The 15,447-nt window shown below is 58.8% G+C and carries 15 protein-coding genes; 4 read left to right on the forward strand and 11 right to left on the reverse strand.

All coding sequences use genetic code 11. The features are described from left to right. The first annotated feature begins 5 nt into the window (after window positions 1-5). Window positions 6-194, forward strand: a complete 189-nt coding sequence (locus tag RHP74_RS20810; RefSeq protein ID WP_311096222.1) for a hypothetical protein — start codon at window positions 6-8, stop codon at window positions 192-194. A gap of 97 nt (window positions 195-291) precedes the next feature. On the opposite strand, the gene RHP74_RS20815 is transcribed toward RHP74_RS20810, so the two are convergent. From RHP74_RS20815 to RHP74_RS20825, 3 genes are all read right to left on the reverse strand, one after another. Then, on the reverse strand, window positions 292-1,029 hold the full coding sequence (locus tag RHP74_RS20815) for an S-methyl-5'-thioinosine phosphorylase (RefSeq protein WP_083376188.1): 738 nt from the start codon (window positions 1,027-1,029) through the stop codon (window positions 292-294). A gap of 12 nt (window positions 1,030-1,041) precedes the next feature. After that, window positions 1,042-2,040, reverse strand: a complete 999-nt coding sequence (nagZ, locus tag RHP74_RS20820; protein ID WP_169857079.1) for a beta-N-acetylhexosaminidase — start codon at window positions 2,038-2,040, stop codon at window positions 1,042-1,044. A gap of 170 nt (window positions 2,041-2,210) precedes the next feature. Beyond that, a complete protein-coding gene (locus tag RHP74_RS20825; protein ID WP_010456345.1) occupies window positions 2,211-2,918 on the reverse strand; it encodes a TetR/AcrR family transcriptional regulator in 708 nt (235 codons plus the stop codon). A gap of 229 nt (window positions 2,919-3,147) precedes the next feature. Between RHP74_RS20825 and lexA the strand changes: the two genes are divergently transcribed. Then, window positions 3,148-3,756: a transcriptional repressor LexA gene (gene lexA / locus RHP74_RS20830; RefSeq protein ID WP_007944149.1), complete on the forward strand. Its 609-nt coding sequence runs from the start codon at window positions 3,148-3,150 to the stop codon at window positions 3,754-3,756. Between the two features lie 10 nt (window positions 3,757-3,766). Then, a complete protein-coding gene (sulA, locus tag RHP74_RS20835; protein WP_010456350.1) occupies window positions 3,767-4,240 on the forward strand; it encodes an SOS-induced cell division inhibitor SulA in 474 nt (157 codons plus the stop codon). Between the two features lie 93 nt (window positions 4,241-4,333). On the opposite strand, the gene RHP74_RS20840 is transcribed toward sulA, so the two are convergent. The 7 genes from RHP74_RS20840 to RHP74_RS20870 form a co-directional block, all read right to left on the reverse strand. Continuing rightward, on the reverse strand, window positions 4,334-4,567 hold the full coding sequence (locus RHP74_RS20840; RefSeq protein ID WP_010456352.1) for a hypothetical protein: 234 nt from the start codon (window positions 4,565-4,567) through the stop codon (window positions 4,334-4,336). A 106-nt stretch (window positions 4,568-4,673) separates the two neighbouring features. Further along, a complete protein-coding gene (locus RHP74_RS20845; protein WP_083376185.1) occupies window positions 4,674-5,198 on the reverse strand; it encodes a DUF6586 family protein in 525 nt (174 codons plus the stop codon). A gap of 141 nt (window positions 5,199-5,339) precedes the next feature. Then, complete coding sequence (topA, locus tag RHP74_RS20850) at window positions 5,340-7,973, reverse strand: type I DNA topoisomerase (protein ID WP_010456356.1); 2,634 nt, start codon at window positions 7,971-7,973, stop codon at window positions 5,340-5,342. A gap of 114 nt (window positions 7,974-8,087) precedes the next feature. After that, the gene (locus tag RHP74_RS20855; protein ID WP_017337558.1) at window positions 8,088-8,324 is read right to left on the reverse strand and encodes a DUF1653 domain-containing protein; all 237 of its coding nucleotides are present in this window, start codon (window positions 8,322-8,324) and stop codon (window positions 8,088-8,090) included. Between the two features lie 100 nt (window positions 8,325-8,424). Further along, window positions 8,425-9,600 (reverse strand): acetyl-CoA C-acyltransferase FadA, encoded by a 1,176-nt coding sequence (gene fadA, locus RHP74_RS20860; protein WP_010456360.1) that lies wholly within the window; start codon window positions 9,598-9,600, stop codon window positions 8,425-8,427. A gap of 32 nt (window positions 9,601-9,632) precedes the next feature. Next, window positions 9,633-11,780, reverse strand: a complete 2,148-nt coding sequence (fadB, locus tag RHP74_RS20865) for a fatty acid oxidation complex subunit alpha FadB (RefSeq protein WP_083376184.1) — start codon at window positions 11,778-11,780, stop codon at window positions 9,633-9,635. A 540-nt stretch (window positions 11,781-12,320) separates the two neighbouring features. Continuing rightward, window positions 12,321-12,758 (reverse strand): hypothetical protein, encoded by a 438-nt coding sequence (locus RHP74_RS20870; protein WP_083376183.1) that lies wholly within the window; start codon window positions 12,756-12,758, stop codon window positions 12,321-12,323. A 104-nt stretch (window positions 12,759-12,862) separates the two neighbouring features. Between RHP74_RS20870 and RHP74_RS20875 the strand changes: the two genes are divergently transcribed. Next, window positions 12,863-13,300 (forward strand): universal stress protein, encoded by a 438-nt coding sequence (locus RHP74_RS20875; protein ID WP_010456367.1) that lies wholly within the window; start codon window positions 12,863-12,865, stop codon window positions 13,298-13,300. Window positions 13,301-13,427: 127 nt separating this feature from the next. On the opposite strand, the gene RHP74_RS20880 is transcribed toward RHP74_RS20875, so the two are convergent. Further along, window positions 13,428-15,347, reverse strand: coding sequence for an ATP-binding cassette domain-containing protein (locus RHP74_RS20880; RefSeq protein ID WP_311096224.1), 1,920 nt, complete (start codon window positions 15,345-15,347; stop codon window positions 13,428-13,430). Window positions 15,348-15,447: the final 100 nt, after the last annotated feature.

Raw genomic sequence — 15,447 nt, forward strand, 5'->3', positions numbered from 1 at the left:
ACGCATTGGAGCTGCGCTTGCCCACGCCGATCTTCAGTGAGCTCAATGACCTGCTCGTATGCCTGCGCCTGGGAGCCGATGCACGTAGCGATAACCATGAGGTCATCAATTTGACGGATCGTTATCCGATCCTCATCCGCGTACCTGCGAGCTTTTTCCAGAGCACGATGGCTGAACACCTCCGCCCAGGGTAGCGCATGAAGTTGCTCAGTTATTGTGGTCACGACATCAACACCGCTTGAAACTCATTGAATCGTAAAGCAGCCAGGCACCTAATCCGACCGCTGATACTCAACCCGCCAACACCCGCGCCAACGTGGACTTGACCTTGCCCATCCCGTCCTGCAACGCCTGCTCGATCTCGGCCATGGTGATCACCGCCGTGGACTTGCCGGCTGCCGGGTTCACTACCAGCGCCAGACACGCATAATCCAGTTCCAGCTCACGGGCCAACGCCGCTTCCGGCATGCCGGTCATGCCGACGATGTCGCAGCCGTCGCGTTCCAGTTTTGCGATTTCAGCGACGGTCTCCAGACGTGGGCCCTGGGTGCAGGCGTAGATGCCCTGACTGCTGTAATCGACGCCTTCAGCCGCCAATGCCGCGATCAATTGCTGGCGCAGTGGTTCGCTGTAGGGATAGCTGAAATCGATGTGGGTGACGTGATCCAGGTCGCCAGCGAAATAGGTGTGCTCGCGACCGCTGGTGTAGTCGATCAACTGATGAGGCACACAAAAGTGCCCAGTACCCATTGCAGCATGAATTCCGCCCACGGCGTTGACCGCGAGGATCGCCTCGGCACCCGCCTGTTTCAGCGCCCAAAGGTTGGCGCGGTAATTCACCTGATGCGGCGGAAAACGGTGCGGGTGACCGTGGCGGGCGAGGAACAGCACTTCCTTGCCGGCGTATTCACCAATCTGCACGTCGGCCGAAGGCGCGCCATAGGGCGTGTCCACCGCCAGCGACTGACGAATGTTCAGGCCTTCGAGTTGGGTCAGGCCGGTGCCACCGATAATCGCGTAAACCGTCATAACGAAAAGTCCTTATTCAATCAGTTGAGCTTCTTTAAGCGCGCCTATGGCAGTCAGCCAGCGCGGGTTCTGACGGTATTCAGTGTTGGCATACGACTGGCCACGCATCCGCGCAATGCGCTCGGATGGCTTGACCTTCAAGCGCTGGGCAGCGCTCAAGGCCAGCTCCGCTGCAGCGCGGTCGTTACACACCAGGCCCATGTCGCAGCCAGCGGTCAGCGCGGCCTCGATACGGCTGGCGGCATCGCCTACCACGTGGGCACCGGCCATGGACAGGTCGTCACTGAAGATCACACCATCGAATTGCAGCTCACCGCGCAAAATGTCCTGCAACCAGCGGCGGGAAAACCCGGCCGGCTGGGAATCGACTTGCGGGTAAATAACGTGGGCTGGCATGACGGCGGCCAGTTGTTTGCTCAATCTGGCGAACGGCACCAGGTCGTTGGCGCGGATTTCATCGAGGCTGCGTTCGTCGTTCGGGATCGCGACGTGGGAATCCGCCTCGGCCCAGCCGTGACCGGGAAAATGCTTGCCGGTGGCAGCCATGCCGGCGCTGTTCATGCCGCGAATGAATGCACCCGCCAGCAGCGCTGCGCGCTCCGGGTCACCTTCAAACGAACGGGTGCCGACGACGGCGCTGCGCTGGTAATCCAGGTCCAGCACCGGGGCGAAACTCAGATCGAGGCCAACGGCCAGCACTTCGGTGGCCATGATCCAGCCGCACTGCTCGGCCAGGTATTCGGCGTTCGGATTGTCGGCGATGGCGCGCATGGCCGGCAGCCGCACGAAGCCTTGGCGCAGACGCTGAACGCGACCGCCTTCCTGATCCACCGCCAGCAGCAGGTCGGGACGAATGGCGCGGATCGCAGCGCTCAACTCGCGCACCTGACGCGGATTTTCGATGTTACGGGCGAAAATGATCAGGCCACCCACTTCGGGCTGACGCAACAATTGGCGATCTTCGGCCGTCAGCCAGGTACCGGCGACGTCCACCATCAACGAGCCTTGCAGGCCAGCAGTCATAGAGATTCCTTGATAACGAAAAACCCGGCGCGCACGCGTTCGCCGCCTTGGGCTGTGCCCGGCAGGTCGGCGACATCAATGGGAAGCGGGTTCAGAACGAGAGTCGGCATGGGCGGCTAGCTTAGCGGATGTCAGTCGCCGCGCCCACCCGTGCGCGGCTAAACCTTGGCGGCAGCCGGGGCCGACTTGCTGCGCGGACGCAGTTGTGCGGTGGCCATGGCCACATCGGTGACGCCGGTTTCGGCACGCATGCCTGCGGCCAGGAACGGCACCATCAGACGCATCACTTGCTCAATGGAGGTGTTAACGCCGAAATCGGTCTCGGCAATGGCGCGCAACGCCTTGATACCGGACATGCTGAACGCCGCAGCGCCGAGCATGAAGTGCACGCGCCAGAACAGTTCGATCGGCGGAATACGCGGCGCGGCTTCGTTGACCAGCATCATGTAGCGGCGGAACACCTTGCCGTACATGTCTTCCAGATAACGACGCAGGTGGCCCTGGCTTTGACTGAACGCCAACCCCAGCAAGCGCATGAAGATAGACAGATCGTTGCCGCTGCGCGGCTGCACGACGAGGGCTTGCTCAACGAGAATCTCGAGCAACTCTTCGAGTGTCGGCTTGTTTTCAGGCTTGGACTGACGCCGCTCCAGCTCTTTATCAAGGCTCAGGCAAAATGGCCCGAGAAAGCGCGAGAAGACAGCCTGGATCAGCGCCTTCTTCGAACCGAAGTGATAATTCACCGCCGCCAGATTGACACCGGCTTTGCTGGTGATCAGACGCAACGAGGTTTCGGCGAAACCTTTTTCCGCGAACAACTGCTCGGCAGCATCAAGAATGCGTTCAACGGTTTCCGACTGGGCCATGGCTACTCCGCCTGACAAACACTTGTTTGAAACATACGTTTCAGCCTGTGCATTGTCAAGCCTGCCGGTTCGTTTTGGGAATGGTCGGTCAGCTATTTAACCATACAACGGCGAGGCTTTAATCAGCTGGCTGATCGACCGTCCAGCGGCCGGCGAAAAAAGGGGCATTGCCAAGACCGTTCCACTGTATATAATCCCAGTCACTGTATAAAAAGACAGAGCGATCAATATGCTAAAGCTGACGCCACGCCAAGCAGAGATTCTGGCCTTCATCAAACGCTGCCTCGAAGACAACGGCTACCCGCCGACCCGTGCGGAAATCGCTCAGGAACTGGGTTTCAAGTCGCCTAACGCGGCGGAAGAACACCTCAAGGCGCTGGCCCGCAAGGGTGCAATCGAGATGACCCCGGGCGCTTCCCGTGGCATCCGCATTCCGGGCTTCGAAGCCAAGGCCGACGAGTCTACTCTGCCGATCATTGGCCGAGTGGCTGCCGGTGCGCCGATTCTGGCCCAGCAGCACATCGAGGAGTCCTGCAACATCAACCCTGCCTTCTTCCATCCGCGTGCTGACTATCTGCTGCGCGTTCATGGCATGAGCATGAAGGACGTCGGCATTTTCGACGGCGACCTGTTGGCCGTCCACACCACCCGGGAAGCCCGCAATGGCCAGATCGTCGTGGCGCGGATCGGTGACGAAGTGACCGTCAAGCGCTTCAAGCGAGATGGCAGCAAGGTCTGGTTAATTGCCGAAAACCCTGAATTCGCCCCTATCGAAGTCAACCTGAAAGATCAGGAACTGGTGATTGAAGGCTTGAGTGTCGGCGTCATTCGCCGCTAAAGGAGGCTTTATGCAGTTCCCACACACATCGCAGCAAGCACAACTGCCGTTGTTCGAGGCATTCATGGTGCAGCCGTTGGCCCCGATCCTGAAAGACGTGGTCGAGTCGCCCTGGAACGCCGAACCCGAAGTCTTCAGCGAGCTTTCACTACGTGGTGCGGCCGGGAATTGCTTGAACCTTTTGGCGCCGATTCTTCGTGAATTGAGTCAGGATCAAGACGCGCGGTGGCTGACACTGATCGCCCCGCCCGCCAGCCTGACTCAGACGTGGTTGCGGGACGCCGGTCTTAACCGCGAACGCATCCTGCTGCTGCAACCTCGCGGCACTCAGAGCGCTCAGCAGTTGACCTGCGAAGCCTTGCGCCTGGGCCGCAGCCATACGGTTGTCAGTTGGCTCAACCCATTGAACGCAAACTCACGGCAACAGTTGATCAGCGCAGCCCGTACCGGAGATGCGCAGAGCCTGAATATTCGCTTGGGTTAATGTATCAATAATGCGCGCAACGCAAAGCGCGGGGCTTCTCAAAGGATAGAGAAGCCGGTTCGTAACCGTATTAACAGAAAGCGACGAATGGGATCAGTGGAGGACCCGCGAACTCTCATCCGTATTAAATTCGCCTTCAACCAGGCGTCCTGCCATCTGAACACCCACGCTCAACATCGCCTTGGCGACTTCCACGTGTTGGCCCTGCAGGAAAGCCTTGGCATCCTCGGAGAAATCCAAAGTAACCAGAGAACCCTCGTCCTCGGCCCTGCGCAGCTCAATCCGGCCGTCTGGTAACTCGACAATTTCTAGAAAGGACGTTGGCATAAAGGTCTGTTCTCCACGAAAGGCGGGGATTATATAGGCATCGGCCAGGCTTCGCTCGGTAACTTGACCAGCAGCGCTTTTAATCGCGCCGCCGGCTCTCAGTCGATCAGCACTCGTTCAAACCTTCGCGAAACCGGATCGCCAACCCTTTGAGGTTCTGACGCCAGCTCTCCAGCTCTTCGCGACTCAATTCCTCAGGCACGTCTTCCTCATCCAGGTTAACGGCCAGGATGAGCGGCTGAGTCACGTCGCCCTTGGGCTTATGCGGAGCGCGAGGCGGTTGAAACATCGCCGCGTGAGCCGCCAGCAGCTTCGCCAGCCAGGTTTCCGGATTCTGGGCCAGCTCGAACATCTCAGCCATCTCGGGAATGGCGATGGCTTCCAGCACTTCGCGTGTCAGCAACATTTCTGCCCGAGGTGCATTGGCCTGAGGCAAGCGGTAGAAGCCGGCGATTTCATGGCACAGCCCCAGCAACGCACCGTACAGGTGAAACAACGTCGACTCGCGCCCAGCCTGAATCAGCGCCAGGGAGTTCATCGCCCGCCCCTCTTCGGCCTTGGCTAGCGCTTCCAGCGACAGGCCGGCGAAATAAATCTTCTGGTTGGTACGGGTATAGAGTTCGTGGGCCATGACGGCAGCCTCCACAACGAAATAATTGCTTCACGCAGGTCAGACAGTGTCGTGGATCCGCCGATCCTACCGCAAGCACAAAACAAAAAGGCCGCATGAAAACCAGTAGGTTGTCATGCGGCCTTTTCAGTACAGCACCTGTTAAGCCTTAGCGACCTTCGCTGGACGCTTGTCTTCGACCGTCCATTTGCCGCCGTCGTAGTACGCCTTCCAGCCAGTCGGCTTACCGTCGACTTCAGTCTGCACGTACTGCTCTTTGGTCTTGCGGCTGTAGCGGATCACCGCAGGCAGGCCGTCCGGATCTTTCTTCGGCGCTTCGCAGAGGAAGTGATACTTCGGATCGATCTCATCCTTGTGCGGCACAATTTCCATGACCAGCGGAGCACGCGTCTCGCGGTTTTTCGGGAATTGACTGGCCGCCAGGAACAGGCCGGAAGCACCGTCGCGCAGGATGTAGGTGTCGTTGACCTTTTCGCATTTCAGCTCAGGCATCTTCACCGGATCCATCTTCGGCGGCGCCGCATCACCGCTTTTCAGCAGTTTGCGGGTGTTCTTGCACGTCGCGTTGGTGCAACCGAAGAACTTGCCGAAACGGCCGGTCTTGAGCTGCATCTCGCTGCCGCACTTGTCGCATTCCAGGCTCGGACCTTCGTAGCCCTTGATGCGATAGGTGCCCTCTTCGATTTCATAACCAGCGCAATCCGGGTTGTTACCGCAGATGTGCAGCTTGCGCTTCTCATCCAGCAGGTAGGCGTCCATCGCCGTGCTGCAGATCGGGCAACGGTGCTTGCCGCGCAGTACCAGGGATTCCGATTCACCCTCGTCGTCCGCCGCGATTTCATCGCCCGGTACCAGGTTGACAGTGGCCTTGCAGCGTTCTTTCGGCGGCAGGCTGTAACCCGAGCAACCCAGGAACACGCCGGTCGATGCGGTACGAATCTGCATCGGACGCCCGCACAACACGCACGGGATATCAGTCATCACCGGCTGGTTGGCGCGCATGCCGCCTTCGGCGCTTTCGGCTACTTCGAGTTTCTTCTTGAAGTCGCCGTAGAATTCGTCGAGCACGTTTTTCCAGTCGCGTTCGCCCTGGGCCACGTCATCGAGGTTCTCTTCCATGCCGGCGGTGAAGCCGTAGTCCATGAGATTGGAGAAGCTCTCGGCCAGACGCTCGGTCACGATGTCGCCCATCTTTTCCGAGTAGAAACGACGGTTGTGCAGCGCAACGTAGCCACGGTCCTGGATGGTGGAAATGATCGCGGCGTAGGTCGAAGGACGACCGATGCCGCGTTTTTCCATCTCCTTGACCAGGCTCGCTTCCGAGTAACGCGCCGGCGGCTTGGTGAAGTGCTGGGTCGGATCAAGCTTGATCAGCTTCATCGCGTCGCCCTGGGCCATGTCCGGCAGCACGTCGTCATCGCCAGGCTTGGCAATTTGCGGCATGACCCGGGTGTAGCCGTCGAACTTCAGGATGCGACCCTTGGCGCGCAGCTCGAAATCGCCGGCACCGACGGTGACCGTGGTTGACAGGTATTGGGCTGGCAGCATCTGGCACGCGAGGAACTGGCGCCAGATCAGCTCGTAGAGCCGCTCTGCATCACGCTCCATGCCCGACAGCTTGCTTGGCTCGGTATTGGCGTCAGACGGACGAATCGCTTCGTGAGCCTCTTGTGCGCCTTCCTTGCTGCTGTAGACATTCGGGTTTTCCGGCAGGTACTTCTTGCCGAACTCGCCTTCAATATAGGTGCGCGCCATCGTCACGGCATCGGCCGAGAGGTTGGTGGAGTCGGTACGCATATACGTGATGTAGCCGGCTTCATACAGACGCTGGGCCATCATCATGGTTTTCTTCACGCCGAAGCCCAGGCGGTTACTCGCAGCCTGTTGCAGGGTGGACGTGATAAACGGCGCCGACGGCTTGCTGCTGGTCGGCTTGTCTTCGCGCTTGACGATGCTGTAGCTGGAAGCCTTGAGCTTCTCCAGCGCGGCCATGGCCTGGGCTTCGTTGAGCGGCTTGAAGGCTTCGCCTTTCTCGCGAGCCACGTCGAAGCGCACGGTGGCGCCCTTGGCGGTGCCGAGGTCGGCGTGGACTTCCCAGTATTCTTCGGGGTTGAACGCGCGGATTTCACGCTCACGCTCGACCACCAGCTTCACGGCAACCGATTGGACGCGACCGGCGGACAGGCCACGGGCGACTTTGGCCCACAGCAGTGGCGAAACCATGTAACCCACCACGCGGTCCAGGAAACGACGCGCCTGTTGTGCGTTGACACGGTCAATGTCCAGCTCGCCCGGTTTGGAGAAGGCTTCCTGAATCGCTTTCTTGGTGATTTCGTTGAACACCACGCGCTTGTAGCGGCTGTCGTCACCACCGATGGCTTCGCGCAGGTGCCAGGCAATGGCTTCCCCCTCGCGATCCAAGTCGGTTGCGAGATAGATGGTGTCAGCATCTTTGGCGAGCCGGCGCAGCTCTTCGATGACCTTTTCCTTGCCCGGGAGGATCTCGTACTTGGCTTTCCAGCCATGATCGGGATCGACACCCATGCGCGAGACCAGCTGCTTGCGCGCCTTCTCTTTCGGCGTGAGCACCGGACCTTCACCCGCGGCGGCCTTGCCGCGCTTGGCGGCAGGCTCTTTGCTGGCGCTAGCCGAACCGCTGGTGGGCAGGTCTCGGATATGGCCGATACTCGACTTCACCACGTATTGGTTACCCAGATACTTGTTGATGGTCTTGGCCTTAGCCGGGGATTCCACAATGACCAGCGATTTGCCCATGGATCAGAAAATTCCTGAATTCTAGAAGTGAAAGGCGGTTGGCGCCTGACGCGGCACCGCTATATATAGTGGCTACAAGGTGAGGTCAAGCGCAGGGTCCTGCGCGCACTCAGCTTATGCCTTCGAAAAAAGGCTCGGTTCGGCTTGCACCAAAGCAAAGCGTGGCACCTGTTCGCCGTCAACCTCGACCGACTCCAGGAACATGCTCAAGGGACGCACCCAAAAGCCGTAATCGCCATACAGGGCTTGGTAGAAGACCACTTCTTCCTCGGTTTCCGAATGCCGCGCAATGCTGAATACGCGGTACTGCGGACCTTTGTAATGCTGGTAGAGCCCAGGTTGTATCGGCATGGTTTGGCCCTCACTCAAATCTTTTAAAAATAAAAACAAAAAATAAATTCAGAAAAACAAAAACCGGGGCACTTGGCCCCGGCTTCCGTCAACGAAACGCTTAAACGCGTTCGAAGACGGTGGAGATGCCTTGGCCGAGACCAATGCACATGGTGGCAACCCCGAAGGTGCCGCCATTCTGCTTCATCACGTTCAGCAGAGTGCCGGAAATACGGGCACCGGAGCAACCGAACGGGTGACCCAGGGCGATCGCGCCGCCGTGCAGGTTAACCTTCTCGTTCATCTTGTCGAGCACTTTCAGATCTTTCAGCACTGGCAAGGCCTGTGCAGCGAAAGCTTCGTTGAGCTCGAAGAAGTCGATATCGTTAATGCCAAGGCCCGCACGTTTCAGTGCTTTCTGAGTGGCCGGTACTGGACCATAGCCCATGATTGCCGGATCCACACCTGCCACCGCCATCGAGCGGATAACCGCCAGCGGCTGGATGCCCAGGTCCTGTGCACGCTGTGCCGACATCACGATCATGCACGAAGCACCATCGGTGATCTGCGACGAAGTACCGGCTGTCACGGTGCCGCCCTTGGGGTTAAACGCTGGCTTCAGAGCCGCCAGGCTTTCCAGGGTAGTTTCCGGACGAATGGTTTCGTCGTAATCGAACAGTTTCAGGAAACCGTTCTCGTCGTAGCCTTGCATCGGGATGATTTCGTCTTTGAACTTGCCTTCCAGGGTCGCCTTGTGAGCGAGCTGGTGGGAGCGCACGCCGAAAGCGTCCTGTTGTTCGCGAGTGATGCCGTGCATTTTACCCAGCATTTCAGCGGTCAGGCCCATCATGCCCGAGGCTTTTGCCGCGTACAGCGACATGTGCGGGTTCGGATCGACACCGTGCATCATGCTCACGTGGCCCATGTGCTCGACGCCGCCGACGACGAACACGTCACCGTTGCCAGTCATGATCGCTTGTGCGGCAGTGTGCAGCGCGCTCATCGAAGAACCACACAGACGGCTGACGGTCTGGCCGGCAGCAGTGTGCGGGATCTGCGTCATCAGGGACGCCATGCGAGCGATGTTCCAGCCCTGCTCCAGGGTCTGGTTTACGCAGCCCCAGATCACGTCTTCGACTTCGTTCGGATCAACCTTGACGTTGCGTTCCAGCAATTTGCTGATCAGGTGCGCCGACATGTCTTCGGCGCGGGTGTTGCGGTGCATGCCGCCCTTGGAGCGGCCCATCGGAGTACGACCGAAGTCGACAATCACGACGTCTCTTGGATTCAAGCTCATAAAATTTCACTCTCGCTCAAGTGTTGGGACGCTTAACCGAAGAACCGTTGGCCGGTTTTGGCCATTTCACGCAGTTTTGCGGTCGGGTGGTACAGCGCGCCCAAATCAGCGTACTGGTCAGCCAGGGCAACGAACTCGGCAACACCGATCGAATCGATGTAGCGCAGCGCACCGCCACGGAATGGAGGGAAACCAATACCGTAGACCAGGCCCATGTCGGCTTCGGCGGCGGTTTCAACAATGCCGTCTTCCAGGCAACGCACGGTTTCCAGGCACAGCGGGATCATCATCCAGTTGATGATGTCTTCGTCAGTGACTTCGCGCTGCTCGTAAACGATCGGCTTGAGCACTTCCAGCACCGACGGATCGGCCACTTTCTTTTGCTTGCCTTTCTTGTCGGTCTCGTAAGCGTAGAAACCCTTGCCATTCTTCTGGCCCAGGCGCTTGGCTTCGTAGAGCACATCGACAGCCGAGCGACGGTCGTCTTTCATGCGGTCCGGGAAACCTTCAGCCATCACGTCACGACCGTGGTGACCGGTGTCGATGCCGACCACGTCCATCAGGTACGCCGGGCCCATTGGCCAGCCGAATTTTTCCATGATCTTGTCGATACGGACGAAGTCCACACCGGCGCTGACCAGCTTGGCGAAACCGCCGAAATACGGGAACAGGACACGGTTGACCAGGAAGCCCGGGCAGTCATTGACGACGATCGGGTTCTTGCCCATTTTCTTGGCGTAGGCAACGGTGGTGGCCACGGCCAGCTCGCTGGACTTCTCGCCACGAATCACTTCAACCAGCGGCATCATGTGCACCGGGTTGAAGAAGTGCATGCCGACGAAGTTTTCCGGACGCTTGAGGGCTTTGGCCAGCAAGGTGATGGAAATGGTCGAGGTGTTGGACGCGAGGATGGTGTCCTCTTTGACCTTGTCTTCGACTTCGGCCAGAACGGCTTGCTTGACCTTCGGGTTTTCGACGACTGCCTCGACGACCAGGTCAACGTGACCGAAATCACCGTAGGACAGGGTCGGACGGATACCGTTGAGCACTTCAGCCATTTTCGCCGGGGTCATGCGACCTTTATCAACGCGGCCGACCAGCAGCTTGGCGGCTTCAGCCAGGCCTTGCTCGATACCGTGCTCGTTGATGTCCTTCATCAGGATCGGCGTACCTTTGGAGGCCGACTGATAAGCGATACCGCCACCCATGATGCCTGCGCCCAATACGGCGGCCTGCTTCACATCCTTGGCGATTTCATCGTAGGCCTTGGCCTTTTTCTTCAGCTCCTGATCATTCAGGAACAGACCGATCAAGCTCTGCGCAGCAGAGGTCTTGGCCAGTTTGACGAAACCGGCGGCTTCGATTTCCAGCGCCTTGTCACGACCGAAGTTCGCGGCTTTCTGGATGGTCTTGATCGCTTCGACCGGTGCCGGGTAGTTCGGACCGGCTTGACCGGCCACGAAACCCTTGGCGGTTTCGAAGGCCATCATTTGTTCGATGGCGTTCAACTTCAGCTTTTCCAGCTTCGGCTGACGCTTGGCCTTGTAGTCAAACTCGCCAGAGATGGCGCGCTTGATCAGCTCCAGGGCCGCTTCCTGCAATTTCTCAGGGGCAACCACGGCATCGACGGCGCCTACTTTCAGCGCGTCTTCAGGACGGTTTTCCTTGCCGGCGGCAATCCACTCGATAGCGTTGTCGGCACCGATCAGGCGCGGCAGACGCACGGTACCGCCGAAGCCCGGGTAGATGCCCAGCTTGACTTCCGGCAGACCGATCTTGGCCTTGGTGGACATGACGCGGTAGTCCGCCGCCAGGCACATTTCCAGACCGCCACCCAGAGCGATGCCGTTGATCGCGGCGACAGTCGGGACGTTGAGGTCTTCGAAATCGCTGAAAATCTTGTTGGCTTCCAGGTTGCCAGCAACAAGCTCTGCATCAGGCAGCTTGAAGTTCTCGACAAATTCGGTGATGTCGGCGCCGACGATGAAGACGTCCTTGCCACTGCTGACGATCACACCCTTGATCGAAGCATCTGCCTTGATGGTGTCTACGGCCTGACGCAGTTCGTTCAGGGTTAGACGGTTGAACTTGTTGACGGACTCACCCTTGAGGTCGAATTTCAATTCGACGATGCCACTTTCAAGAGCCTTAACCGTGATGGCTTTACCTTCGTAAATCATCAACTGATCTCCACGATATGGAAGCTGAACAGTACACGTCGGACGCAGGCAAATGGCTTGGCAGGGACGCTTAACGTCAATGCTACGCCCATCTGCCCGGCACACCCGCCAACGCGATAGTCGGGATTCTGTAGGAGCGATGTTAAATACAAACGCTCAATTCATACGCCCGTTTGATTTGGGTACGCCACCTTCACGGAATTTCCGGCAATTGTCAATCGCCCAAAATGCGGGTTCAAACGCGACTTTGCGGTCACTTCCGTACTACGAAGATCTTCAACACGCCCCTGCATGTGAAGCCATTCATAGAATCAATAGTTAGAAAAGTCGCCCTAATTCTCTGCAGCCTTTGTTTAACAGACTACGCTGGCGGGACCTTGAGAAAAAAAATTGAACACTTTTGGCGAACGCCAAGCGTAAGATCGGCGGCACAAAGAATTACCGGCCTGCCTGGCCAACCCCAGCCCGATGATGATGTCGGGCTTTTTATTGCCTGTCTGTCGGAGGTTCCGCGCCATTGCAGCGCGAAATGTCCGTGAGTCACGCCAGTGCTTTCAGCACCGCATCGATGTCTTGCAAAACCGTCGCTTCGCCCTTCTCGCCCCAATACAGAGTGATCATCTGTTTGTCCGCCTCAACCTTGTAGACGTTGGCTGGCAATTTTTCGAAATGATTGAGCAGCGCTCGATCTTCGCAAATCTCCTGCCACTGGTTCACCCATATACCCGGCGACTTTTGCCAGTAACTCCAGCACGCCGGTTGATTGCCACGACGTGGCCGATGGTACTGGGCGCAAGGGCTCGGCGGCTCCTGGCTCAGCCAGTGCGGCCACTCCTGGGGCGCAAGCTGCATGGCGAGGCCGATACGCCGCGCTTCCATGCGCAGAGCCATGCGCCCGCTCTGTCCACGGGACGGTCGCAACCATGCCAGCGGACTCAGCACCACCAGCAGGATTGACACCACTATCCAGACCGTCATATCTGTACTCCCGATTCTTGATGAGCGCTTTGAGTCACTTTGGAACCATTGCGCTTGAAACCAGCCATACTTACCAATATTGCAATCCTCAGGAGGAGCACCTCATGCCCTACCACCATATTCTGGTCGCTGTAGATCTAACCGAAGAGTGCGACCCTGTAATCCACCGTGCTCGTGAGCTTTCAGTGAGCAATGGCGCGAAACTGTCCCTGGTCCATATCGTCGAACCGATGGCCATGGCCTTTGGCGGCGACGTCCCCATGGACCTGTCACAACTGCAACAGCAGCAGTTCGATCAGGCCAAGGAACGCCTGGACCGACTGATCGTGAAGTATCCGGAACTCTCCAAAGAATACAGCCACCTGACCTACGGCCAGCCACGCCAGGAGATTCACCACCTGGCCAAGGAACAGACCTGCGACCTGATCGTGGTGGGCAGCCATGGCCGACACGGCCTGGCATTGCTGCTGGGCTCGACGGCCAACGACGTGCTGCACGGCGCTCCGTGTGATGTGCTCGCGGTGCGCCTGATCAAAAGCTGAAAACCCGTACCCTGCGGGAGCGACCCTGCTCGCTCCTACAGGGCTCTATAGCAACGTGTAGATCGCATTCCATACGAAAAGCCCGGCGCTCATCACTGAACGCCGGGCTTTTTTGTTACAGCATCAATCAGGCATCCAACTCAGCCCAACGCTCGACCATCACGTCGAGTTCAGCCTGCAACTGCTCAAGCTGAGCGATCACGGCAGCGGTCTCGACCGCAGGACGCTGATAGAAACCGGCATCGGCCATCTGGGCCTCGACGGCAGCGATCTGCTGTTCCATGGCTTCGATCTGGGCCGGCAACATTTCCAGCTCACGCTGCAATTTGTAGCTGAGCTTCTTCTTCGCCACCGGCGCTTCGACTACCGCAGCAACCGGTGCCGCTTCCGCCGTCACGACCGCAGAGGTCAGGTCGGCCTTGCCGGATTTGCTCTCGGTCACGCCCAGCAGGCGCGGCGAGCCGCCCTGACGTAGCCAGTCCTGATAACCACCGACGTACTCGCGCACCTTGCCTTCACCTTCGAAGACCAGGGTGCTGGTGACCACGTTGTCGAGGAATGCCCGGTCGTGGCTGACCATCAGCACGGTGCCGTTGAAGGTCAGCAAGACCTCTTCCAGCAGCTCGAGGGTTTCGACGTCGAGGTCGTTGGTCGGTTCGTCGAGAACCAGCAGGTTCGCTGGTTTGCTGAACAGTTTCGCCAGCAACAGACGCGCACGTTCACCACCCGACAGCGCCTTGACTGGCGTGCGGGCACGCTGAGGGCTGAACAGGAAGTCGCCGAGGTAACTCAGCACGTGACGGCTCTGGCCATCGATATCGATGAAGTCGCGACCTTCGGCCACGTTGTCGATCACGGTCTTTTCCAAGTCCAGCTGATGGCGCAACTGGTCGAAGTAGGCCACGTCGATGCGCGTCCCCTCTTCCACTGTGCCGCTGGTTGGTTGCAGACCGCTGAGCATCAGCTTCAGCAGCGTGGTTTTGCCGGTACCGTTGGCGCCGAGCAGACCGATACGGTCGCCCCGCGTCAGGACCATCGAGAAATCCTTGATCAGGAACGGACCGCCCGGGTGAGCAAAGCTCACGTTCTCGAGGACCATCACCTGTTTGCCGGACTTGTCAGCGGTGTCCAACTGAATGTTGGCCTTGCCGGTGCGCTCACGACGCTCACTACGCTCGACACGCAGGGCTTTCAATGCGCGGACGCGGCCTTCGTTACGGGTACGACGGGCCTTGATGCCCTGGCGGATCCAGACTTCTTCCTGGGCCAGCTTTTTGTCAAACAGCGCATTGGCGGTTTCTTCAGCGGCCAGGGAGGCTTCTTTGTGCACCAGGAAACTGGCGTAGTCGCCGTTCCAGTCGATCAGGCCGCCGCGATCCAGTTCCAGAATGCGGGTCGCGAGGTTTTGCAGGAATGAACGGTCGTGCGTGATGAACAGCACGGCGCCCTGGAAGTCCTTCAGCGCTTCTTCGAGCCAGGCGATTGCACCGATGTCCAGGTGGTTGGTCGGTTCGTCGAGCAGCAGCAGGTCCGGTTCGGAAACCAGGGCCTGGGCCAGCAGGACGCGACGACGCCAGCCGCCGGACAATTCGGCGAGAGTCTTGTCGGCCGGCAACTGCAGACGGCTCAAGGTGCTGTCGACCAGTTGCTGCAAACGCCAGCCATCGCGGGCTTCGAGGTCGTGCTGGACGTGCATCAGCTTGTCCAGGTCGGCGTCGGTGACGATGTTCTGGCTCAGGTGGTGATACTGCGCGAGCAGCTCGCCGACACCGTCCAGGCCTTCAGCCACTACGTCGAACACGGTCCGCTCGTCGGCTACCGGCAGTTCTTGCGGCAATTCGCCAATCTTGAGGCCGGGCGCGCGCCAAACGGAGCCTTCGTCGGGCTTCTGGTCGCCCTTGACGAGCTTCATCATGCTGGACTTGCCAGTGCCGTTGCGGCCGATGATGCACACCCGCTCACCACGGGCGATCTGCCAGGACACCTTGTCCAACAACGGCATAGCGCCGAAAGCAAGGGACACATCGCTGAATTTGAGCAGGGTCATGAGCTTCTCCAAAAACCGGGCGCGCATTCTACCTGACTTGAGGCTTCAGAAGGCCGGCAATTTCAATGTCGAAGCACTCTGCATGACAATTGTTGCGAAC

It is taken from the genome of Pseudomonas sp. SG20052 (assembly GCF_031766055.1).
In the GTDB taxonomy this organism is placed as follows: Bacteria; Pseudomonadota; Gammaproteobacteria; order Pseudomonadales; family Pseudomonadaceae; genus Aquipseudomonas; species Aquipseudomonas mandelii.